Source organism: Desulfonema magnum, from assembly GCF_017377395.1.
GTDB classification, from domain to species: Bacteria; Desulfobacterota; Desulfobacteria; order Desulfobacterales; family 4be13; genus Desulfonema_C; species Desulfonema_C magnum.
Window position 1 is genome coordinate 5,977,899 of the sequence record NZ_CP061800.1, and the last position, 25,287, is coordinate 6,003,185.

General features: G+C 48.1%; 10 protein-coding genes. 7 read left to right on the forward strand and 3 right to left on the reverse strand.

All coding sequences use genetic code 11. From position 1 onward, the window contains the following. The first annotated feature begins 299 nt into the window (after positions 1–299). From dnm_RS22935 to dnm_RS22965, 7 genes are all read left to right on the forward strand, one after another. Positions 300–3,179, forward strand: coding sequence for a two-partner secretion domain-containing protein (locus dnm_RS22935; protein WP_207679218.1), 2,880 nt, complete (start codon positions 300–302; stop codon positions 3,177–3,179). Between the two features lie 107 nt (positions 3,180–3,286). Further along, a complete protein-coding gene (locus tag dnm_RS22940) occupies positions 3,287–6,175 on the forward strand; it encodes a two-partner secretion domain-containing protein (RefSeq protein ID WP_207679219.1) in 2,889 nt (962 codons plus the stop codon). Positions 6,176–6,424: 249 nt separating this feature from the next. Beyond that, entirely contained in the window at positions 6,425–9,289 is a 2,865-nt protein-coding gene (locus tag dnm_RS22945; protein ID WP_207679220.1) for a two-partner secretion domain-containing protein, read from the forward strand. A 107-nt stretch (positions 9,290–9,396) separates the two neighbouring features. Beyond that, complete coding sequence (locus dnm_RS22950; RefSeq protein ID WP_207679221.1) at positions 9,397–14,022, forward strand: two-partner secretion domain-containing protein; 4,626 nt, start codon at positions 9,397–9,399, stop codon at positions 14,020–14,022. Between the two features lie 51 nt (positions 14,023–14,073). Then, positions 14,074–16,398 (forward strand): CHAT domain-containing protein, encoded by a 2,325-nt coding sequence (locus dnm_RS22955; protein WP_207679222.1) that lies wholly within the window; start codon positions 14,074–14,076, stop codon positions 16,396–16,398. 360 nt (positions 16,399–16,758) lie between these two features. After that, positions 16,759–17,943, forward strand: a complete 1,185-nt coding sequence (locus dnm_RS22960) for a DUF928 domain-containing protein (RefSeq protein WP_207679223.1) — start codon at positions 16,759–16,761, stop codon at positions 17,941–17,943. Between the two features lie 1,558 nt (positions 17,944–19,501). Further along, positions 19,502–19,768 (forward strand): Smr/MutS family protein, encoded by a 267-nt coding sequence (locus dnm_RS22965; RefSeq protein WP_207679224.1) that lies wholly within the window; start codon positions 19,502–19,504, stop codon positions 19,766–19,768. 9 nt (positions 19,769–19,777) lie between these two features. On the opposite strand, the gene dnm_RS22970 is transcribed toward dnm_RS22965, so the two are convergent. The 3 genes from dnm_RS22970 to dnm_RS22980 are packed head-to-tail and all read right to left on the reverse strand — an operon-like array spanning position 19,778 to position 24,712. Then, positions 19,778–20,269, reverse strand: a complete 492-nt coding sequence (locus dnm_RS22970) for a tetratricopeptide repeat protein (RefSeq protein WP_207679225.1) — start codon at positions 20,267–20,269, stop codon at positions 19,778–19,780. Beyond that, on the reverse strand, positions 20,269–22,599 hold the full coding sequence (mrcB, locus tag dnm_RS22975; protein ID WP_207679226.1) for a penicillin-binding protein 1B: 2,331 nt from the start codon (positions 22,597–22,599) through the stop codon (positions 20,269–20,271). Before mrcB ends, dnm_RS22970 begins: the two co-directional genes overlap by 1 nt. A 55-nt stretch (positions 22,600–22,654) precedes the next feature. Continuing rightward, positions 22,655–24,712, reverse strand: a complete 2,058-nt coding sequence (locus dnm_RS22980) for an InlB B-repeat-containing protein (RefSeq protein WP_207679227.1) — start codon at positions 24,710–24,712, stop codon at positions 22,655–22,657. Positions 24,713–25,287: the final 575 nt, after the last annotated feature.

A 25,287-nucleotide genomic window follows, 5' to 3' on the forward strand; every position in this document is an offset into this window, starting at 1 on the left:
TCCTTAAATAATTAAATAAACGCTCATAAAAAAAGCCGGTTTTTTCGCCCCCGGTTATGAAAATATCCTCAGATAAAAAACTCGGCTTTTCAAAATGTATCACGGTAAAATTGTATGACTTAAAAGGAGGATTGAATAATTCACTTTGGTCAGAATAACGCAATATCTGATTCATGTCAAATCTTTTAACACGCAAAAAATACTCTTTTCACCCCATTGACATATTTTTTTGTTTGTGAAAAAATAGTAAAACTTTTTTTATCAATGACAGAAGAAAAGGGGGGGCGATGAGAAAAATTATGCAATTTGTTATCACTGGTTTTTTGCTAATTACCACATTTTTTCCGGCTTATGCTGACGGGACTCACCCGCGGGGCATCAATCTGGACGGTTCGCTCGGCACTGCCGGAAAGCTGAATCTGCCCGGGCCGGATTATGACATTAAGGCCGAATACGGCCGGCAGGCCGGGACAAATCTCTTCCACAGTTTTGAGCAGTTCAATATTCATTCCAAAGAAAGCGCGACCTTCACCGGCCCGGATTCAGTTCAAAACATCATCACCCGTGTCACCGGCGGCGAAGCCTCATGGATTGACGGCAGGCTCGCCTCGGCTATTCCCAATGCTGATCTGTATTTCCTGAACCCCGCGGGCGTGATGTTCGGGCCCGATGCGTCACTGGATTTAGGCGGCTCATTCCATGTCAGCACGGCGGATTATCTTCGTCTCGGAGACAATGAAAAATTTTACACCAACCCTCTGGAAAGTGATGTGCTTTCGGTTGCAGCACCTGCGGCTTTTGGTTTCCTGGATAACGATATTTCACCAATCACTTTTGAAGGCAAAGGGGAAATCCCCTCGGAAACATGGGACAGAGAGGCTGCGGGCCTCGCTGTGGCCGAGGGGAAGGGCATTTCCGTGGTGGGCGGAGATATTGAAATAAAAAACAGCACCTGCGCCCGAATCATGAAACCTGTTCCCCTGAGTGAAAACCTTGAATTTCCGTGGGTCAGCCCCCTGGGAAGTCTCAGCGCGGCCGGAGGAAATATCCGCATGGTGAGCATGTCATCTCCGGGTGAGGTCGGCATCGGAAACGAACAACAGGAACTCGGAGACGCGGCAGGAGGAAACATAAGGCTTTCTGACAAATCCCTGCTGGATGTGAGCGGAACCGGTGCAGGAAATATATTTATCCGAAGCGGGCAGTTTGTGGCAGAAAGCAGCAACATTTATGCCCGGACTTTCGGAGACAGAAACGGGGGCGGCATTGATATTCAGGCGGATAATATCTCTTTTACCGGGGGGTCGGAGATTAACAGCAATACTTATGGCAGCGGAAAGGGCGGTGACATCACGCTCAACGCCTCGGAATCCATCACCTTTTCCGGTGCGGACGATGAGAACTATGCCAGCAAAATTTTTCTTGAAACATATGGCGGCTCAGAAGATTCAGGAGATGCGGGAAACCTTGATATCAAAGCAAATGATGACATTCTTTTCTCGGATGGTGCGAGTGTTATGAGTCTCACATTCGGCGGTGGTGACTGCGGCCGCCTGAGGTTCAGAGCCGGGCATGATATCTGTTTCCAAGGTATCAGCAAAGACCCTTTTAACAATTATCTGCTCCGGAATTATATCGGAGATAACCCTGTGAATCCGGAGGCTGCTTCCGGCGGCGTCTTCAGTAATGTCATTTTCGGTGAGGGAAATGGCAGCGATATCGAGATGGAAGCGGACAATATCCTGTTATCTGATTCTGCCGCGATTAATTCCACAACGTATGGCTCCGGCAATAGCGGTGATATCAGGATAAACGCAGCGGGAACTGTCACGATCAGAGAAACAATCGGCCCGGCAAACTGGGCAATCGGAATCTTCACACAGACAATTTCACCAGGAGATGATGCCGTTAGCGGAGATGGCGGAGATATTTTTCTGGAAGCAAATGAACTGATAATTGAAGACGGGTGTTTCATCATGAGCGGAAGTACAGCCAGGTCCGGAAAAAGCGGGAAATCCGGAGATATCAGCATCCAAGTAGCTGGTGAGGTGCGTCTGTCCGGTATCAACCCTTATGGCGACTTTTATCCTGCTGGCTCTTATATTGGTACGGAGTGTACGGGAAACGGCGATACCGGAGATATTTTCCTGGAAGCGCATACCCTGGTTCTTGAGGATGGGGGAGACATTCAGGCCGGTACTTACGGCAGCGCACCTGGCGGAAATATTCAGATTCAGGCGGACACTGTTGATATCAGAGGAAGTTCTCCTGTAAAACTTTTCAATGACAAAACAAACCTTGATCAATATACCATGCAGGATGCTGTCAGCGGGATAAAAGCAGATGCATTAAACGGAACAGGCGATTCCGGAACCATTTGTGTCAAGGCTCGGCATATAAATCTGTCTGACAGCGGAACCATCAGCACATCAACTGCCGTCAGCGGCAAGGCAGGAGATATAACCCTGAATGTCAGCACACTTGAGCTGGAGAACGAGGCTCTGGTTTCTTCGTCAAGCTTATCACCGGAAAACGGGGGCGCGTCCGGCACAATTACTTTAAACACGGATTCGCTCAGATTGTCCGGAGAGAGCAAGATAACCACCGAAGCTGTGTGTACCGCAAGCGGGCAGGCAACTGACGGCAGAATCACTGTAAACGCGGGAGACATGCTTTATCTGAACAACAGCCAAATCACCACCAGCGTCAGAGGCGGAGATGGCAACGGCGGGGATATTGAAATCAGAAAGCCGGAGACTATCACCCTGAATCACAGCAAAATCAGAGCCAACGCTTATGAAGGGAACGGCGGGAATATCCACATCACCGGGGAGCAGTTTATCCGGTCCTCGGACAGCATGGTCGAAGCTTCCTCGGAAAAAGGAATTGACGGCAATGTGAACATCGAATTTCTGAAAACAGGTCTGGACAGTGCGCTGACCATCCTCCCTGAAACTTTTCCGGACGCGGCCCGTTGGATAAAAACTCCCTGCACCGGGCGATCCGGAGAAAATGTGAGCCATTTTGTGATGAAAGGGCGGGACGCCATGCCCACCGCGTTGGATGACTGGCTGGCGAGTCCGTTACCGGATCGGCAGAAACTTCGCACCTGTCCCGGGTCAGATCAGGAGGAAGGAGATTCGGAGTTGTCTGACGGAAAAAAGAGTAATCGTGAATAATAGAATTTACCTCTGCAAAATATGCTTTTCACCCCATTGAGATATCCCTGAGTTTGTGAAAAAGGAATAAAACTTTTTTTTATCAATAACAGGAGAAAGGGGAGAGTATGAGAAAAATTGTGCAATTTGTTATCACTGTTTTTTTGATAATTACCGCATTTTTTCCGGCTTATGCTGAGGGGACTCACCCGAGGGGCATCCGTCTGGACGGTTCGCTCGGCACTGCCGGAAAACTGAGTCTGCCCGGGCCGGATTACGAGATTAAGGCTGAGTACGGTCAGCAGGCCGGGGCAAATCTCTTTCACAGCTTTCAGCAGTTCAACATTCATTCTGATGAAAGTGCGACCTTCACAGGCCCGGATTCGGTGAAAAACATCATCAGCCGTGTCACCGGCGGAGAGACCTCATGGATTGACGGCAGACTCGCATCGGCCATTCCTGATGCGGATTTGTATTTCCTGAACCCCGCGGGCCTGATGTTCGGCCCCAATGCGTCACTGGATCTGGGCGGCTCGTTCCATGTCAGCACGGCGGATTATCTTCGTCTGGGAGACAATGAAAAATTTTACGCCAGCCCTTTGGAAACGGATGTGCTTTCCACAGCCCCTCCCACAGCTTTCGGTTTTCTGGATGACGATGCGGCATCAATTATTTTTGAGGGCAGAGGAGAGATTGCCCAGGCGGATTGGGATGGAAAACCTGCGGGTCTGAGTGTGTCGGAAGGCGAGACGATCTCTGTGATCGGCGGAGATATTGAGATAAGGAAAGGCACACATTTCAGAACAACGCTGGCGGTTCCAAATCCGGCAGATATTTTCGGCGATCCTGTAGAAGTGCCGCGTGTCGGAACTGCGGGGAGCCTCACCGCGGCCGGAGGGCGGATAAACATGGTAAGTGTCGCGTCCGCGGGTGAGGTCATTTCTTCAGCATCCGGGCCTGATGTTTCCTCAGTTGAGGACTTCGGCAATATAACTGTGTCAGATAACTCCCTTTTGGATGTCAGCGGACAGGGAGCCGGAAGCATATTTGTCCGCGGGGGCCGGTTTGTCACAGATAGCAGCGAGTTGCGTGCAAGAACACTGGGAGACACGGACGGAGGCACAATTTCAATTGAGGGAGATAACTTATCCTTTACAAACGGTGCTTATGCTGACGGCAATACATACGGAAGCGGCAAAGGCAGCGATATAACCCTGAAAGCCTCTGAAACGGTCGCTTTCGAGGGAGAAAACAGTTTGAGAGATGTCAGCAAGATATTGCTTGAAACCCACAGCAAAGATGAGGATGCTGGCAACGCCGGCAACCTTCTGATCGAGGCAAAGGATGTTTCATTCAGACACGGCGCACCCGTGTCAAGCCTTACTGTTGGCAAGGGAAACGGAGGGGATGTTACGATCCGTGCCAGAGACACCGTCAGTTTTTCCGGTCAGAACAGCGACCTTTACCATTCCCTTCTCAGCCTGGGGTTTTTCGGCCAGTATAAGGAACATCATTCCGGGGGGATTTTTTCTCTTATCTCCTCGGAAAGTAACGGCGGCTGCGGAGGGGATATTTTATTGGAGGCCGGAGATATTTCCCTGGCTAACGGATGTTCTGTTTACTCAACAACTCTGGGTCCCGGGAGCAGCGGCGATATTGTTGTAAATGCGGCAGAAACAGTCTCCATAAAAGGTTCGGGCGGCAAAGATTTCTGGGTGGGCGGAATTAATTCCACCGCGTTTACCCCGAGACCGGGCGCAGTGGTCGGCGATGCAGGAAACATATCTCTCGAAGCGGGAAAACTGACCATTGAAAAAGGAGGCTATATAACCAGTTCCACTGCAATTCATGCCAAAGGAATGGAAAGCGGCAAGGCAGGAGATGTGACAATCCGGGTCCGGGGTGAGGTGTGTCTGTCCGGTGTCAATCCCTGCGGTATGACAAGTTCTTATGTTGTAGGCAATCCCCCTTCAGGCAGTTATATCTCTGCCGTATCCAGAGGAACAGGCGGAACAGCCGGTGAGGCAGGGAATGTTTTTCTGGAAGCAGAATCGTTGATTATCGAGGATGGAAGCATGATTTCCGCAAGTACATCCGGCAGTTCAAATGGTGGAAATGTGGAAATCAGGGTGCGTGATTCCGTGCGTGTTTCAGGAATCGCCCCGGTGATGATATATCCGGAAGGGGAACAGCCCACAGAAGTTTACGCTGTCAGTGCGATAGATGCCAGTTCAAAAGGTGTTTTGCCTGACGCAGGATCAGGCGGAAAAATTTCTCTTTCCGCAAAAGAGGTTATACTTACGGATAAAGGAAAAATATCCACCTCCAGTTCGGGGAGAGGAAATGCAGGGGATATAAACCTTGATGTGGGAGGACTTCGGCTGGAGCATGACGCTTTGATCTCCTCAGCCAGCGTTTCTGAAAATCATGGCGGTTCCGCGGGGACGATCACCGTGGAGGCGGATGACTCAGTTGAATTATTCAACAACAGCGTAATGATAACCGATGCCGTAAGCGCAGGAGGCGGTAAGATAAGCGTGAACACTGAAAGCTCGCTTTATTTATTAAACAGTGAGATGAGTACCAGCGTCAGGGAGGGGATCGGAAAAGGGGGCGACATCAGCGTCGTCAATTCGCAATCTGTTATCCTGAATCACAGCAACATCCGGGCAAACGCCGAGGCAGGAGACGGCGGAGCAATATTCATCAATACGGAGAATTTCATCAAATCCTCGGACAGCAGGGTGACAGCCACATCCGCACGCGGCAATGAAGGAACCGTGAATATTGAGTGTCCTTATACAGATGTCAGCAGCGGCCTGACGGTCATGCCCGGGAATTACCTTGACGCGGGAAAATGGGCAAAAACCCCGTGTTCAAAACGCTCTGCCGAAGATATGAGCCGGTTTGTGATCCGGCATAAGGACGCTGCCCCGGGTTCTCCGAATGACTGGCAGCCGCTTCTGCCCCGGCCCGAAGGGTTTCCTGACGGAAAAAAAATGGATCGTGAGCAATAGAAAATTTTAACATAAGATATCCTTTTGATCTTATTGACATCTTATTGTAAGTATCTAACCATAAGTTTTCGATATTCGCACGGGAAAGAAACCCGGCTTTTTTCCGGAATGAGCCGCCGCCTGCGAAGGAAAAAGCCGGGTTTCTTCGCGGTTCACAGAAAAAATATGTATAAAAAACTTTTGATCAGGTACTTATTTGTGAAAAAAGTAATAAAACTTTTTATCATTGACAGAAAAGAAAGAGGTGTTATGAAAAAAATCATGCAGTTCCTTATCGCAGTTCTTTTGGTAATTATCGTAATTCTGCCAGTCTGTGCTGACGGGACTCATCCGCGAGGCATCCGTCTGGACGGTTCGCTCGGCACTGCCGGAAAACTGAGTCTGCCCGGGCCGGATTACGAGATTAAGGCTGAGTACGGTCAGCAGGCCGGGGCAAATCTCTTTCACAGCTTTCAGCAGTTCAACATTCATTCTGATGAAAGCGCGACCTTCACGGGCCCGGATTCGGTGAAAAACATCATCAGCCGTGTCACTGGCGAGAGCGCCTCATGGATTGACGGCAGGCTCGCCTCGGCCATTCCCGATGCTGATCTGTACTTTCTGAACCCCGCGGGCCTGATGTTCGGCCCCAATGCGTCGCTGGATTTGGGCGGCTCATTCCACATCAGCACGGCGGATTATCTGAAAATGGGTGAAAATGAGAAATTTTTTGCAGAACCAACGGAAGATGAGATTCTGTCAGTGTCTGCGCCCACAGCTTTCGGATTTCTGAACAAAAACCTTGAAACTTTTGAAGGTCTGATCAGCATCAAAGGCAGCGGCGAGATTTCAGAGGACGAATGGGACGGCCATTCTTCCGGTCTCGCAGTGTCCGAGGGGAACACCATTTCTGTTATCGGCAGAGAGATCAGAATGGAAAACGGCACATGGTTTCGGACTGTTGAAAGCAATGATCTGGGATATGTCAATACAAATGCGGAAAAACTTCTCGGAAATCTGAGTGCGCCGGATGGTCAGATAAATGTGGCGAGCATCGCATCCGCGGGTGAGGTGGCAATTGAAAATGGAAAGCCCGAAATCAGAGATGCGGCAGGCGGCAGCATAACGATGTCCGGGAAATCCCTGATTGATGTCAGCGGCCAAGGGGCGGGAAATGTTTTCATCCGGTGCGGAAAATTCGTCTCAGATGACAGCTCAATTTATGCAAAAACCTTTGGCGATATGCACGGCGGGGGGATTGAGATTCAGGCAAATGACATTTCCTTTGAAAACGGTTCTGAAATCAACACCAACACTTACGGTAGCGGAAAGGGCGGTGATGTTACGCTGGAAGCATCCGAAACCGTCACGTTTTCAGGTGCTGACGAACTAAAAAATACCAGCAGAATCATTATTGAAACATACAGCAAAGCTGAAAATGCCGGAGACACCGGACTCCTTGATATCAGCGCAAAAGATATTCTTTTTTCAGACGGGACATATATCCATAACGGCACATGGGGCAGTGGAAACAGCGGAAAAATGATGCTCCGGGCTGAGGATGATATCTGTTTCAGCGGCATCGGATATGATTACTATCTCAATTATTACTTACGGCTTTATCTCGGCGAAAATCCCTTTAATCCTGATGCTTCCTGGGGTGGTATTCTTAGCAATGTTCAGATGTTCAGTACCGGAGGAAACAGCGGAGATATTGAGATTGAAGCGGATAATCTTTTTTTGTCCGACAGCGCCACGATTCTCTCATCAACGCTCGGAGCTGGAAACAGCGGAAGCGTCAACATCAATGCCGCTGATTCTGTAATGATAACCGGATCCGTCGGACCCGGGCCATGGCCAGGAGGCATTTCCACGCTTACATTTTCGCCTGCCATTGGTGTTGTTACCGGAGATGCGGGTTCTATTTCATTGGAAGCAGGTGAACTGACGATTAAAGACGGGAGATATTTGAGCAGTGACTCGGAACCCCAATGGGGTGAGGAATGCGGTAAATCCGGCGAAATAGATATCCGTGTGTCGGGGGATGTCCTGGTATCCGGTGTCAATTCTTATGGTTCAGATGTTTCTACAATTACAGTAAGCAGTGGTGTCAACAGCGGAGAAGCCGGAAATATTTTTCTGGAAGCAAATTCTTTAAGCGTCAAAGACGGTGCGGCCATTAGCGCTGCTACCCGTGGCAATGCAAATGGCGGGAATATTCATATTGATGTGGCGGATAGCGTTCATGTCCGGGGGAGTTCACCTCTGAAAATTTATACCTCGGAAGATTTCAGTCAATATACGATGAATGATTCCCATAGCAGGATAGAAGCCCATTCATCTTGTTCTGATGCAGATTCAGGCAATTCCGGAACAATGTCCGTAACAGCTCAGAACATAAATATCTCTGACAGCGGACTCATAACCACGTCAACCGCGGGAGGCGGCAAAGCCGGAGATATCACCTTTGAAGCCGGCCATGTTGAGTTAAGCGATAATGCCCTGATAACATCGGAAAGCACATTGCCTGAAAACGGCGGGGCTGCCGGTACAATCACTGTAAATGCGGATTCAGTCGGATTATCCGCCAACAGTGCAATAACCACCGAGGCACTCAGCACCGGAAGCGGCGAAGCCGCAGACGGCAAAATCACTGTGACCGCGGGAGACAGGCTTTATCTGAACAACAGCAACATCACCACCAGCGTCAGAGGCGGACACGGCAAGGGCGGAGATATTGAGATCAGCGAACCGGAATCTGTTATTCTGAATCACGGAAAAATCGAGGCCAACGCGTATGAGGGAACAGGCGGCAACATCCGCATTGTTTCAGGCCAGTTTATCCGGTCCTCGGACAGCGCTGTGGAGGCTTCATCTGAGAAGGGTATTGACGGAAATATCAACATTGAATCCCCGGACACGGATGTGGGAACCAGCCTGACAGTCATGCCCGGGAATTACCTTGACGCAGGAAAATGGGCAAAAACGCCGTGTTCAAAACGCTCTGCCGAGAACATGAGCCAGTTTGTGATCCGGCATAAGGATGCCGCACCGGGTTCTCCGGATGACTGGCAGCCGCTTCTGCCCCGGCCCGGAAGGCTGGCGCACGAAAAAAAAACGGATCGTGAACAATAGAAATTTCAATTATAACATACGCGTTTTATCCCATTGACATATCCCTTTATTTTTGAAAAAATTAATCAAACTTTTTATCACCGACAGAAAAGAGAAAGAGGGGGGTTATGAAAAAAAATATGCAGTTCATTATCTCAGTTCTTGTGGTAATTACCGCATGTTTCCCGGCTTATGCTGACGGGACTCACCCGAGGGGCATCCGTTCGGACGGTTCGCTCGGCACTGCCGGAAAACTGAGTCTGCCCGGGCCGGATTACGAGATTAAGGCTGAGTACGGTCAGCAGGCCGGGGCAAATCTCTTTCACAGCTTTCAGCAGTTCAACATTCATTCTGATGAAAGCGCCACCTTCACAGGCCCGGATTCGGTGAAAAACATCATCAGCCGTGTCACCGGCGGTGAAGCCTCCTGGATTGACGGCAGGTTGGCCTCGGCCATTCCCGGGGCTGATCTGTTTTTCCTGAACCCCGCGGGCCTGATGTTCGGCCCGAACGCGTCACTGGATCTGGGCGGGTCATTCCACATCAGCACGGCGGATTATCTGCGGATGGGCGATAACGAGCAGTTTTATGTGAATCCCCCTGAGAGCGATGTGCTATCCACGGCCATGCCGGCCGCGTTCGGTTTTCTGGATGGCAATATCGCTACGATTTCTTTTAAAGGCAAAGGAGAAATCTCGAAACAGGACACGGATGAAAGTCCGCCCGGTCTGCGTGTTTCGGAGAATAAGACTATATCCGTAATCGCCGGCAGCATTGAAATGGACAACGGGACATTTTTTAAGGCCCAAAAAATGGATGAAAACGGGAATCCGGTATTTCAAGACGCGGTGGATGAAAACGGAAATATGATTTACGGAGAAGATGGCCTGCCTGTATTGGCTGTTGATGAAAACGGCAATCCCATTCCGGTCATGGAAAATGTTCCTGCGGGCGGAATTCAGGCTCCCGGCGGCAGGATCAATCTGATCGGCGTCGGAACTGACGGAGAATCGGAACTGGGAAATCAGGAACCGGATACCGAGGATTTTGAGAACAAGGGAGATATCCGACTGGCAGATCATTCCCTGATAGAAGTCGGCGGGGAAAATGCGGGAACCATTTATATCCGAAGCGGGAATTTTATCGCGGACAACAGCCGAATCCAATCTGTCTCCCGGGGAAGCAAACCATCTGAAAACAGCGTGATTGATATTCAGGGGAAGAATATCTCATTGAACAAGGGCGGCGCAATTCTCAGCAGCACATCCGGCACGGGAAAAAGCAGTGATATAAACATTCATGTTAGTGAATCTGTTTGTTTATCGGGTGTAAGCAGTGACGATGAATCCGCATTCATAAAAACCGAAACCCGACTTAAAGACGAAGATGCCGGGGATGCGGGGGATATTCTGATTGACACACCGACTCTGTCTGTCGCGAATGGCGCAAACATCAGCAGTTCCTCATACGGTGCCGGAGATGGCGGAAACGTTGTATTTCACGCTGATGAAAAAATTTATATACATGGAACAGATACTGACGGAGAGGGCTGTTATGTTCAAACCGGGTCTTCTGATATTTTTTCAGAGTCCACCGGCAAATCCGGTGATATAGTTTTTGAAACCAAAAATTTGTTTGTTAATGACGGTGCGTCTGTTTCCACTACATCATCAGAAAAGTCAGGTGATATCACGATCCGTGCATCTGAATCCGTTCATCTTACCGGTCATAATCAGCAAAAAAACGGAAACCACATCCTATCCGTATCCTTCAACAACGATGCCGGTGATATTTTAATTGAAACAGGAAATTTTTACAGGGATGACGGGGGAATAATTTCCAGTACTTCTTTTGGTGATGACGGTAAAAGCGGAGATATTATTCTCCGTGCGTCCGACTCTGTTTATTTATCCGGTGTCCGCGGTGCAGGACTCGGGAGCGAGATTTATGGGATGTCCATCGGGAGTCAGCAAGCCGGAGAGATCATCATAGAAACCAATGTTCTGTCCTTAAATGACGGTGCTGTGCTGATCAATCATTCATCTGGAATTTCAGATGGCGGTGATATTATGATCCGTGCATCGGAATCTGCCAGTTTGTCCGGCATCAACAGCCTTGAGTCTTACGGAAAAGGCATTGGCAGGAAAGGCAGCGGAATTGCCAATTCCGCTATCGGAGAAGACGCGGAGAGCGGTAACGGGGGGAACATCATTATTGAAACCCCTAAGCTGTCTGTCAGAGACGGCGGATGGATTGAAAGTAGCTCCCGGGGCGGCGGAAATGCTGGTAATATCACCATTCAGGCAGAATCCGTCAGTATTTCCGGAACAGATGAGGCTGAAGGATATGTCAGTCGGATATCCACATCTGCTTTAAGCGAAGAAGAGTATGCCGGAAACGGGGGAAATATTAGCATTGCTTCCGAGAATCTGATTCTCGAAAGCGGAGGACAAATTGCAGCTGATACCAAAGGATATGGCAGCGGCGGCTCAATAGCAATCCACGCATCGGAAACCCTTGCATGCGGAGGCGTGAATCCCCACGGAGAAAATGAAGAAGGATATGGCAGCGGCATTTATACCCGTTCCACTGCCGACCATGAATCTGCGGGAACATCCGGCAGTGTTCAGATCGAATGCAAAACATTATCCTTAACAGACGGCGGGCTGATTACCAACAGCTTATCCGGCGGCGGTACCAGCGGCGATATTACGGTGAGTGCAGCCGAATCCGTGAATATCAGCGGTGACAGTTCGGAAATCAGTTCGCATATGCCGTTGCAGAGCCAGACAAAATACCAATCCGCCGCATCATATATCAGAGATACGCAGGCCAGCGGAATTTATTCGCGCTCGGAAAGTCAGAAATCCTTTGCAGGAAGGGCAGGAAATATCAATATCAGTGCAGATGAACTCAATCTTTCGGACAGCGGACAAGTCTCCGCTGAAAGCATGGGAATGGGGAAAGCCGGCAATATCACCATAAATACCAGTCAATTTTCCCTGAAAAGCGATGCGTCTGTTTCTTCGGGAAGCGGTTTTATTAATGCCTATGAGTTTGCCGATATTTCAGAACGAGACGACAGATTCCTGGTGCCGGGCGATGTGATCACTGTCGCAGATGTGGGAAATGGCAAAACCGGGGTTTATCTGCATACGGGTGAGAACCTGATGCGGTTTAATACCACCTATACGGTTGAAAATCTCACAGAACTGAATCAGCTTGACCAGCACTATGACCTTAGAAACGGAGACATTGCTGAAGTTGAGAACAGCCATGACGGAATGCCTGAGCGGTTTATATTTTCATCTGATCAGGAATTAGATTCTGATCTGAAATCATGGATAAAACTTGAGAGTGAAATCAGTGCTGAACTTGCTGATATGACAGCATTGAATGAAATTGAAACCCTCTATGTCGAAGATTATGGCATGATTCCGCCATATACGTCAGGGACTTTGCTCCATGTGGATGATGCAGGAGATGGAAAACCCGCTGATTTTGTTTATACGCTTCTGCCTTACGATATACCAAACATGCCGCCCATGGTGATAGGGAATGCGGTAAAGCTGAACAACTTCAAGGTTGAAGATATAACTCAGTTACATCAGATATCTCATCAATATGCGATCTCAGACGGCGCGCTGGCAACGGTGGCAGATAATGGAACCAAATCCCGATTCGTTTTCCGACAGGGAGAATGGATAGCATTCAATCATGCACATGAAGTTGCAGATAAGACAGCCATCGGCACTCTGATTCCGGCCCAGATCGGACATATTACTAAAATTAACGATTCAGAGGCAGGCAAGGGACAGACTTTTATCTACGCAGGCTCAGACTGGTCAGAATTAAAGCATATCCATATCGTTCCGAATATGACAGAACTGAATGCTTTGTCTGCCCACTCCGGTGACGCGGCAACCGTCAGTGATGCAGGACAAGGCAGATCAGAAGCCTTTCTGTATTCCGGGGGAGAGTGGATAAAATTGGTCAGCGGCTATACCGGCGGGACGATTACAGTCAATGCTGATACGGTCTGTATGGAAAATCATAGTCAAATCAGCACTTCGACAGCCGGAAACGGGACAGCCGGGCATATTCACATTTTTGCCGAAGATATTGAACTGAACAGCGGTGCGTCTCTTTCATCAAACAGCGAGTCTGTCGCTTTTGGCGGTGAGGCAGGAACTCTGAATGTCCATGCAGAAAGGGCGATCAGAATATCCAACGGTGCATCTCTGACCACCCAGGCAAAAGATGCAGGAGGTGGGAGTATGAATATCCAGGCAAAAAATATCATCTATCTGAATAATGGTAAAATCACAACCAGTGTTCAGGGCGGAGACGGCAAAGGCGGGGATATTGAAATGACAAAGCCTGATGTCGCTATCCTGAATCACAGCAGAATCGAAGCAAATGCTTTTGAGGGGGCGGGCGGAAATATTCACATCGTGTCCGAACAGTTCGTCAGCTCCTCTGACAGCGCTGTGGAGGCTTCATCTGAAAAGGGAATTGATGGAAATATCAACATTGAATCCCCGGACACGGATGTGGGAACTGGCCTGACGATCATGCCCGGGAATTACCTTGACGCAGAAAAGTGGGCAAAAACGCCGTGTTCAAAGCGGTCCGTTGAAAACATGAGCCGCTTTGTGATCAGGCATAAGGATGCCGCACCGGGTTCTCCGGATGACTGGCAGCCGCTTCTGCCCCGGCCCGATAATTCACCTTCACCGGAAAAAAACAGATGAATGAAATTTAAAAATTGAAACTCAGAATTGGGAAAGAAAAAGGAGGTTGCAGTGCTGAATAACAAATGTTTTTTGTCCGCTTTTCTGCTCATGATCTGCCTTGTTCTGATCTGTGCTTTTGCCCACGCGGACATGCCTTCAATTCAGGAAACCAATGTCCCGGGTCAGATGATTGCCAAAGGAAGCCAATATTTTAACAAAGGAAATTTGGAACAGGCGATTATTTTATGGGAACAGGTATTGGGCCTTTTGAATGCTGAAAAAAATACCGGAGAATATCTGGACACCACAGTCTGGCTGGCAAATGCTTACCAGTTAATGGGATATCATCAGAGAGCATTGACAGTACTTCATAAGGCTTTGCCTGTGGTGGAGAAAGGTAAGGATCATTATCGTAATGCTTTGCTTTATAACTGTCTGGGTGACATTTATCTTTCTCTCGGAGATACAGAGGCATCAGCAACATATCTGCTGAGAGGGGCCGAACAGGCGCGTATGTCGGGTAACCTGCGCGCAATGATAATGATTTTGAATAATCTGGGGAACGGGGTGGCAGCTGATGAAAATTACCCTGCGGCCATGGCGTTTTATGACGAAGCTCTTGCTCTGATAGAAAAGTCAGAAGATCATATTGATTTAAAATCTAAAGTATTACTAAATTTAGTGCGTCTCGGACTTCAGATGGAGCGTTACCAGGAAGTCGCGGGAACTTTGGACAGCGTTCTGTCACAAATAGCAGAGATGCCGGATTCACCTTCCAAAGCTTCGGACATGATCACGTTGAGCCGGCTCATCTCAAAAATTCGGAAAACATCTGCTTCGTCTGATGGACATTTGAAATACCTGGCCTATCTGGCATTAGATAAAGCAAAGCGCATTGCTCAGAATACACAGGATTACCGTACCCTTTCTTATGCTTACGGATACATGGGACAACTCTATGAAGGTGAAAAACGCTATTCAGAAGCTGTGAAACTCACCCGAAAAGCCGTATTTCTTGCCCAGCAGGGGGATTTTCCTGAGATTTTGTATTTGTGGCAGTGGCAACTGGGAAGGCTGTTCAAAGTGAAAGATGATATTGAAAATGCAGTTAAGGCATACAGCCACGCAATCTCCGTTCTGAATCCCATTCGTCAGGAATTGTTCAGAGGATTCCGTTCCCGGGAGGATTTATTTAATGAGACAGTAAAACCCGTTTATCTGGGGCTTACAGAACTCTTGTTGAGGCAGGCTGAAATTTCCGAAGATTCCAAAGTTTCGGAAGCCTTTCTCATCAAAGCCAGAGACACGATGGAAATCTTAAAAACAGCTGAGTTGGAAGATTTTTTCGCGGATGAATGCCTGAGCGCCACACAGATCAGTGAATCTGCGCTGGAACGAACACCGCCTCACACTGCTGTGCTATATCCGGTTATGCTGCCGGACCACCTCACCTTATTGCTGATTCTGCCGGACGGCATGAGACAGGTCAGTGTTCCCACGGGTTCGGAATCGCTTGAAAAAACGGTGACACAATATCGGGAACGCCTGCAAACCCGCCCGAATAATCGTTTTTTTTACGAGTCACAGCATCTCTATGATCAGGTCATACGTCCCATAGAAGCAGTACTGGCGGATCGGGAAATTGATACGCTGATTATTGCCCCGGACGGCGTGCTTCGTTTAATACCGTTTTCCACATTACATGATGGTGAGCATTTTCTGATCGAAAAATACGCCATCGGAACCATCCCGGCAATTAGTCTCACGGATTCGAAACAGACTGTCCGGGAGAATTCCAATATTCTCATCGGAGGCCTTTCCGAAAGCAGACAGGGTTTTCCTGCCCTCCCCGGCGTAACCGCTGAACTGCGGGATATACAGAAGATTACAGGTGGCAAGATGGTGATGGAGAATAAAGACTATACCACCGAGAATCTGACGCTTGAATTTAAGAATAACGAATACTCAATGTTACACATCGCCACGCATGGCATATTCGGCGGTACGCCAAAAGAAAGTTTTCTGCTGACATACAACGATAAGCTGACCATGGACCGCCTGGAGCAGCTCATCGCTCTTGGCAGATTCCGTGAACAGAAAGTGGAATTGCTGACTCTGAGCGCATGTCAGACCGCCCTGGGGAACGAACGCGCTGCGATGGGTCTTGCAGGCGTGGCAGTCAAAGCTGGCGTGAAAAGCGCAGTCGCGACATTATGGTATGTGGATGATGAGGCTACGTCTCTGGCAATCAGAGAGTTTTATCGGCAGCTTAAAACCCCCGGTCTTTCAAAAGTAAAAGCCATGCAGAATGTACAGAAAAAAATGATTGCCCAGCAGCGCTATCAGCATCCGCTGTACTGGGGACCGTTTTTGGTCATTGGAAACTGGATGTGAGGGGTGAAACTTGAAACTTGAAACTCGGAACATCAGACTCAAATTTTAAATTTCAAGTTTCGAGTTTCAAGTTTCAAGTTTCGAGTTTCTGATTATAACGGATTTAGGGGAAGAGCCGACCAAGCCCTGTAAGGGCGGCATGTTTGTAGCAGCAGGTTTGCATCCCCCCTGCCAAGTCCCGTAAGGGCGGCATGATGAATGCTGCAAATATGCCGCCCTTACAGGGCTTGGTCTGCCCGGCATGATGAATGCTACAAATATGCCGCCCCCACGGGGCTTTAGCGGCCTCCCCTAAATCCGTTATAATCAATCGAGTTCCAAGTTCCAAGTTCCAAGTTTCAAACAAGAAAGGAGGGTTTTATGGAGTTAAAATGTTTTTCAAAGGTATGGGGAGGAAGCTTTATAATTCTGATGCTGGCTTCCTGCCTGCTGGCGATTTGTGTGACGTCAGCAGCGTCGGCCGCGCAGCTGGTGCTTACAACTCAGAATGCGCCGGTTTATAATCCGCCGGTAAAAGATGCGGAAATACTTAGACGAGAGGGGGGGGATATCGGTACCAGTCGGAGTCTCACTCGCAGTCTCATCCGGAGTCTCACTCGCGGTATTAATCGGGGATATACTCGGAGTCTTAGCCGGGGAGAAAATCGCAGTCTGACCCGCAGTCTGACCCGCAGTCTCACTCGCGGAGAGAATCGCAGTCTCACCCGCAGTCTCACCCGCAGCCTCACTCGCGGAGAAGTTCGCAGTCTGACTCGCGGAGAAATTCGGAGTCTGACGCGGAGTCTGACCCGCAGCCTCACTCGCGGAGAAAATCGCAGTCTGACCCGCAGTCTCACCCGCAGTCTCACCCGCGGAGAAAATCGTAGTCTCACCCGCAGTCTCACCCGTGGGGAAAATCGCAGTCTCACCCGCAGTCTGACCCGCGGAGAAAATGGCACACGGCCTCCCGAAGAGGAAGTTATTCAAAATGAGGATGAATCGTATCATACTGAAATCAGAGAAGATATTCGCATACCATCAATAATTGCCCCACTCGCATCTTTACAAACTGGCTATACAACAAAAAGTCAGCCGATTCTGAGGTGGTATATTTCCGGTCCCTGGACAGGTGAGATTGAATTTACGCTGAATGAATGCGGAAAAACAGAACCTTTGCTGGAGACACACTTCAATGGACCTGACAAGGAAGGCGTGTATCAGATCAGTCTTGCCGATTATAATGTCACGCTGAAACCGGAAACCGAATATGAGTGGTTCATTGCCATTGTCCCTTTCCCCAGGGAGCGATCTGCTGATTTTTTGGGAAGCGCCACCATCAGATATGTGCCGCCTTCTGATGAGCTATCCCAACGATTGGCGCACACGGCCCCGGATAAGTTGTACAATGTCTATGCCAGTGAGGGATATTGGTATGATGCCATTGAAAATCTTTGCCAGCTCATTGATCACAGATCGGACGATAAGCTGTTAAGATCACATCGCATTGCATTGCTTGACCAAGTTAAATTAGGCAACGTTGTTAATTATGACAAAAATCAGCTTTAACCCAAAACAAGGAGTGCTAAAATTACATTTTAGCGCTCCTTATCCCAAATTCAGTAGATCGAAAAGTTTTCAGGCTGTCACAGGGCGGACGGAGGAGAAACCCGGCTTTTTCCGGCGGGAGAGCGTCCCGTCCTGAAAAAAAAGCCGGGTTTCTTTGCTGTCCCGCACACAATCCGGAAACTTTTCGATCTACTGAAATTTAATTCTGAGACATCCGGCCACAGATTTTAAGAAAAAAATTATCCGGAGTGCGAAAACAGAGCGCAGCGGTTTTTCGCACAAAACGCAGATTTTAAGAAAAAAATTATCCGGAGTGCGAAAACAGAGCGCAGCGGTTTTTCGCACAAAACGCAGATTTTAAGAAAAAAATTATCCGGAGTGCGAAAACAGAGCGAAGCGGTTTTTCGCACAAAACGCAGATTTTAAGAAAAAAATTATCCGGAGTGCGAAAACAGAGCGCAGCGGTTTTTCGCACAAAGCGCAGATTTTAAGAAAAAAATTATCCGGAGTGCGAAAACAGAGCGCAGCGGTTTTTCGCACAAAGCGCAGATTTTAAGAAAAAAATTATCCGGAGTGCGAAAACAGAGCGCAGCGGTTTTTCGCACAAAACGCAGATTTTAAGAAAAAAATTATCCGGAGTGCGAAAACAGAGCGCAGCGGTTTTTCGCACAAAACGCAGATTTTAAGAAAAAAATTATCCGGAGTGCGAAAACAGAGCGCAGCGGTTTTTCGCACAAAACGCAGATTTTAAGAAAAAAATTATCCGGAGTGCGAAAACAGAGCGCAGCGGTTTTTCGCACAAAACGCAGATTTTAAGAAAAAAATTATCCGGAGTGCGAAAACAGAGCGCAGCGGTTTTTCGCACAAAACGCAGATTTTGAGAAAAAAATTATCCGGAGTGCGAAAATAGAGCGCAGCGGTTTTTCGCACAAAACGCAGATTTTAAGAAAAAAATTATCCGGAGTGCGAAAATAGAGCGCAGCGGTTTTTCGCACAAAACGCAGATTTTAAGAAAAAAATTATCCGGAGTGCGAAAATAGAGCGCAGCGGTTTTTCGCACAAAACGCAAATTTAATTCTGAGACATCCGGCCACAGATTTTAAGAAAAAGATTATCCGGAGTGCGAAAACAGAGCGCAGCGGTTTTTCGCACAAAACGCAAATTTAATTCTGAGACATCCGGCCACAGATTTTAAGAAAAAAATTATCCGGAGTGCGAAAACAGAGCGCAGCGGTTTTTCGCACAAAGCGCAGATTTTGAGAAAAAAATTATCCGGAGTGCGAAAACAGAGCGCAGCGGTTTTTCGCACAAAGCGCAAATTTAATTCTGAGACATCCGGCCACAGATTTTAAGAAAAAAATTATCCGGAGTGCGAAAACAGAGCGCAGCGGTTTTTCGCACAAAGCGCAAATTTAATTCTGAGACATCCGGCCACAGATTTTAAGAAAAGATTATCCGGAGTGCGAAAACAGAGCGCAGCGGTTTTTCGCACAAAGTGCCTTGATAACGACAAACATTTTTTAAAAACTATAAACCGATGAATGAGACAACAATCAACATGGAACCCGTCATCGTATCCATTGAAGACGTCCTGGACCTGCATACATTTTTGCCAAAAGAAGTTCCTGATCTGTTGGAGGATTACTTTTCCGAGTGCATAAGTTCAAATATTTTTTCTGTACGGATTATTCATGGAAAAGGAAAGGGCATACTGAAAAAACGGGTTCATGGTCTTTTAAAAAAAAATCCCATGGTAAAATCCTTCAAAGACGCACCGCCTGAAGATGGCGGATGGGGCGCGACATTAGTAGAACTGAATCGCTAAAAAAGTTTGTCAGTCCAACTCCTTTGCTCTGCGTTCGGCTTTTTCAGCTTCCTGAACCGAACCTTTCTGCCTCAGCGCCTTGGCAATAATCCGCCAGTTTTCAGCTTGCAGGGATTTGTCATCTTTGGCAAGAAGATTTGATTTCCGGGCCAGTTGTTCTGCCTGATGGACATTGCCCCGCTTTAACTGAATCTGTGCCAGCAGATTCCAAAGGTGCGGGTCTGACGAATCAATTCTGATGGCCCGCTCTGTGGTGGCAAACGCGTGGTCCAGATTCCCTGCCTTCATTTGCCCTTTTGCCCGGTCCGTGAGACGGGCAACAATTGGCGAAGGGGAAGACGGAGCGGATCTCCGGGCTATTTTCCCCCCGATTTGGGGAAGATGTTTAGGCGGACCGGTCTTTGGCTCTCTTTCCGGAGCAGTATAGTGTGTCGCGCACGCGGGAAAGATCAGCCCTGCCGCCATGATAATGACCAATAGTTTTAAATATTTTTTTTTCATTAAAACACTTCTTTCAGCCAGCGCATGAATGTGGATTCCGGCTTTTCTGTTTTTACCTCTGTTTTTACCTTTTCCTCTGCCTGGGGACAGGAAACCGTTTCTGTGGGAGCAGAACCTTGTATAAACGGAACCGCCATTGCATTTTCACACCTCTCGTGTGTCAGCGATCCTGTTTTTGCATCAATCACAGCCCATTCCACACTTTCGGGCAGGGGAAGTTCCAGGGGCGTATTGGCAATGCCGGCCATGATTCTGCCCCATATCTGCAACGCGCCTGAGGCCCCTGTGAGTCCGCAGGATTTATTGTCATCCCGTCCCACCCAGACCACTCCCAAATGATTTCCGGTAAACCCGGCAAACCAGCTGTCTTTCAGATCATTGGTGGTTCCGGTCTTACCCGCAGCCCCCAGGTCTTCCGGAAGCAGATGTTTCAAGGATCTGGCTGTGCCTTCCACAACAACGGCCTGGAGAATTTTATTGAGCAGATACACCGGTCCCGGTTCAAGATTCTGCTTCACGGTCAGAGGATAACGCTGCAAAGACGCACCATCAGGTTTGTAAACAGACCGAATGGTGCGGGCCGGAGAATAAAAGCCTCCTGAGGCAAGGGTCTGATACATCTGCGCCACTTCAAGCGGAGACATTTCCACGGTTCCCAGCAGGGCAGAAGGATAAGGGGCCGCATCCCGTGTAAATCCCATTTCCCGAAGTGTTTCAAAGACATTGGGAAGCCCCACATCCATTCCCACCCGCACGGTTGCGACATTATACGAATGCACCAGTGCGAGATACAGGGGAATCTTCCCATGATATTGACGGTCGTAGTTTTTGGGAATCCATGTTCCGCCTGTTCCGTTGGGGATTTTCATGTATGAGTCATCTGTCCGGGTGATCAGGGTGTATTGGTCAGGACGGTTCAGGGCTGTCAGAAATACCGCGGGTTTGATCAGGGAGCCGATGGGACGTTTCGCGTCCAGCGCACGGTTAAAGCCCTTAAAACTGGGATTGCGCCCGCCAATCAGCGCAAGGACTTCATTGCTACCGGTTGACGTGACCACCGCACTGGTTTGAAGTTTTCCTTTGGGAAGCCTGCGGCTCTTCTCAAGTCTGCTTACTTGCGAACTTACTGCTTTTTCCGCAGCAGACTGAACCTGCGGATCAAAGCTGGTGAAAATGCGTAATCCCGCGGAACGCAGGTCCTCTTCCCTGTATTCCTGAAGCAGCTGGCGTCTGACCAGATCGAGATATGCCGGGAACCGGGTGGTTCCTTTCGGAGGGTCCGCAATCACATCCAGAGATGTACGAATCACCTGTTTGGCTGCGTCAATGCGGATAAGTTCCTGGTCCTGCATAATGCTTAACACGGTGTTACGCCGTTCCATTGCCCTTTCAGGATGCTGCCGGGGATCATAAAAAGACGGGCCTTTGAGCAGTCCCACCAGCAGGGCAATTTCATGTGCTTTGAGATCACTGACAGATTTTCCAAAATAAAAGGAACTTGCCAGCCCGAATCCGTGAATGGCCCGTGCGCCGTCCTGTCCCAGATAGACCTCATTCAGATAGGCTTCCAAAATTTCATCTTTTTCATAATTCCATTCCAGGGCCAGGGCCATGAACAATTCGTCAATTTTTCGTTTGAATGTTTTCTTATTGGTGAGAAAAAAATTCTTTGCCAATTGCTGGGTGATGGTACTTGCCCCCTGAACCACCCGGCGTTTGCGTATATTCGCAATTGCGGCCCGGACAACAGAGAGCAATTCAAAGCCGTAATGATCATAAAACCGCCGGTCTTCCACAGCAAGCAGGGTTCTGACCAATAGCGGGGGAACCTCCTTGAGCCTCACCAGAACCCGGTCTTCGTGATGGGTGGGAAAAAAACTGCCGATCAGGGCAGGATCAAAGCGAACCATATCCGGAAAGGTGTTGGTGTCCGAATCTTTAAGTAATTCCACTTTTCCTTTTTGGAGGATCATCTGAATTTTTTTTGATGGTAATTCACCATCTGCAAATTTGAAGGCACGGCAAAAAACATGAAATGTGTTTCCTGTGCGTAAAAATTTTCCCGGGGTGTCCAGTTCAACCGGCCGTTCCACCTGAACATATCGTATTTGTTTTAATTCCTGTTCAAATGCCGAGGCCCTGAGTGGCATTCCCAGATAAACTTCCAAAGGACGGGCATACACACGGGCGGGCAGCTCCCAGAGCTTGCCTTCAAATTTTTCCAGGACAATGCGATTAAAATGAGAAATATGGCGGGAGAGGCCGTAGCCAAGAGTCAGTACGCCGAAGATGAAAATTATTGTCAGAAGACGCTTTGTTGGTTTTTTCATGGAATGTTGTTTTTCCTTTGTGATTTGTGATTTGTCATTGGTGATTCGTCATTGGTCATTGGTCATCTGCTGGCACCTCGTTGAGAACCTGAAGCAGATAAACGGCCTCTGCCAGTCCGATTCGTCTGTCACTGTTCACATCACCCTTTTTTGTTACTGAAAGAGCCGAATCTGAACAGGTAATTGTTTGCAGGCACAAAATCACATCAGCAATACTGATTTTATTGTCACCGTTGATATCCCCTTTTTTCTGATTCGGCTCTGCAAAACTGACATGAATGGCATGATCCTGCGACACGTTGGGAAACGTGTATGATGTTGTCAGTTCGGCTGGCTCATTGTCCACGGAGATGTTTTCAATATACCAGCCTGCATCCGGACTGAATTCAAACTGTTGGTCGCTGCCATGGTTCACAATGACCTCTCCGGCCGGAGAAATGGTTCCACCTTCTTCGGCAGAGGCCGTAATGGTGCGGGTAAGCATTTCACCAATTACAAAATCGCTGGTTATCCAATGCGCTGATGCTTCGCCTCCGTCCTCTGATGTGTGCATTTCCACCATGCCAAGACGATAGATGCCGTTCTCAAGCTCCTCGGAAAGTGTGGCAGAAGTCCGTCCGAAATTTTCAATGATTTTCAGAGAGGAGAATGCAGCATAATTATTTTCCTCATCTTTGAGATAAAGCCTCAGTTCCGCAGCCTCGCTGTTTACATCTGTTTTATCCCAAATTACGGTGTAAGTGTCTTTTTTAACAGGATTTGCTAATTCAGGAAAGACCTGATAATCTTCCGATACTGGAGCAATATCGTATATATATGCCAATCCCCCTCGGCCGTCCTCACTTCCAAAATTATCTGCTCCGACAACAGCGTAATCACCGGAAACCGACACTGATGACCCAAATCCTTTTATGTTCTCAGGATGATAGAATTCTCTTTCATGCCTCCACGAAGTTTCATAACGCCTCAGCAAATATGCCTTGTTGCTCCACATGCTGGCAAGGCAGGCTGCATCGTCAGAAATACCGAGATTGCTGAAATTGTCGCTTGTCACCGTGACGTTTTGCTCCTCCCACGAAGATTCGGTTTTCGTTAGAATGAGAGGGGGCTGGTCATAATTACTTATGGCAACATAATGACCTGAATCAGAAATCCCCACAGCCTCCGCAAAATAAGCTCCGCCGCTTTTTTTGACCCTTTCGGTCCATGAGTCTCCGTCATGTTCAAAAATGTAAACAGTTCCGCGTTCATGGCTGTATTGACTGATAACAGCATAATCCCCGGAAATTGCCAGAGAAGCGCCAAACATACTATTCTCCCCGGCATCACTGCCTGTGAGCTTTGCCTGTCTTTCCCACACCGCCCCGTTTCGCCTGAAGACATAAGCTGCACCAGTAAATCCGTTATCCGAGTAATCTCCGATGAGCGCGTAATCTCCGGAAAGCGAAACTGGGGAACCGAAATTTCCTTGTCCGCTGTCATCAGGTGTCAGGGTCTCCTGCCGAACCCAGCCGTCTTCGCCTCTTACGAAAATACAAGCCGCATTCATAGCACCCACAAGCGCATAATCGCGGCTGAGGGAAACAGGCCATCCGAAATCCAGGACATCGCCCTCGGGCATCAGTTTGGCCCGCTGAGACCAAGTGTTCCCTTCTTTTGTGAAGATATAAGCTGCATTGTTTCCGTAAGCTCCTATGAGGACATCATCCCCGGAAATGGAAACCGCGCCGCCGAATAAATTATCCGGCTTGTCATCATCAGCGAAAATTTCAACGCCCATGAGTTCCGCCATCCTGAATTCAACCTGAAATTCAATATCCTGGGTAATGTTTTCCAGGGGATATTGCAAACTGCTTATACCGGTGTCCGCCGAAATGCTATTGCCGCCGTATGTTATTGCTGCAATCTCATAGCCATCATCTGAAGTGATAAAAAAATTCCGGGTTTCGCCGTGATTCACGGTGAATGTTCCTGACGGAACAATATTACCGTTGGCTTCTGCGATGACGGTTATCTCGTGAGACGCTGGTTCGTCTGCAAACGCAAGAGACAGCATAACAGATAATAAGACTCCGAAACCGGATAAGAAAAATTTTCTGATCTCCAAGTTCATGGGAAACCAACCTCCTTTGGTGGTGTTCTAAAACTGGACTTGTCCCAATATTTACAGAATTGATTCAGAGAGTTATAAAGTTTAGCTCCATTTTTAGAACACTACCCCTCCTTTCATGGTCTTATCTGCAAGGATTGTTTGTAAAAAAGGATTTTGTCCGGCCTTGTGTGCAAACCCTTTCTTACACACAATCCTTGTGGATATGCAAGAACAAATTTTCGTAAAATTTATTTAATATTTTAAAAAAGTTAAACAGTGATAATTTATATTATATAATAAAAAATATAAGGAATTAATTTTCGTTATTGACGAAATCTTATGTGGCATGATATCATAGTTAAAAGTTTATTTAAAAAATAATGTCAGCCATAATTATCAGACCTCGTTATCTTATCTACACGGATTATCTACACGGATTATGGGTAAGCAGGGATTACGGGATTCTTGCCCGAATATAATCCCTGCTTAACCATAGTCTGTGCAGATGGGGCGGAGATGGGTATCCACGGATTGTTTTCATCTGCATGGATTGTGGTTAAGAAGGGGATTACTTTCCGGTTGTCAGCTCGATTCTT

Bases quoted from the DNA above. Each gene is read 5' to 3' on its own strand.
- dnm_RS22980 (WP_207679227.1), bottom strand. From the start codon at position 24,712: ATGAACTTGGAGATCAGAAAATTTTTCTTATCCGGTTTCGGAGTCTTA.
- dnm_RS22950 (WP_207679221.1), top strand. From the start codon at position 9,397: ATGAAAAAAAATATGCAGTTCATTATCTCAGTTCTTGTGGTAATTACC.
- dnm_RS22960 (WP_207679223.1), top strand. From the start codon at position 16,759: ATGGAGTTAAAATGTTTTTCAAAGGTATGGGGAGGAAGCTTTATAATT.
- dnm_RS22935 (WP_207679218.1), top strand. From the start codon at position 300: ATGCAATTTGTTATCACTGGTTTTTTGCTAATTACCACATTTTTTCCG.
- dnm_RS22945 (WP_207679220.1), top strand. From the start codon at position 6,425: ATGAAAAAAATCATGCAGTTCCTTATCGCAGTTCTTTTGGTAATTATC.
- mrcB (WP_207679226.1), bottom strand. From the start codon at position 22,599: ATGAAAAAACCAACAAAGCGTCTTCTGACAATAATTTTCATCTTCGGC.
- dnm_RS22970 (WP_207679225.1), bottom strand. From the start codon at position 20,269: ATGAAAAAAAAATATTTAAAACTATTGGTCATTATCATGGCGGCAGGG.
- dnm_RS22940 (WP_207679219.1), top strand. From the start codon at position 3,287: ATGAGAAAAATTGTGCAATTTGTTATCACTGTTTTTTTGATAATTACC.
- dnm_RS22965 (WP_207679224.1), top strand. From the start codon at position 19,502: ATGGAACCCGTCATCGTATCCATTGAAGACGTCCTGGACCTGCATACA.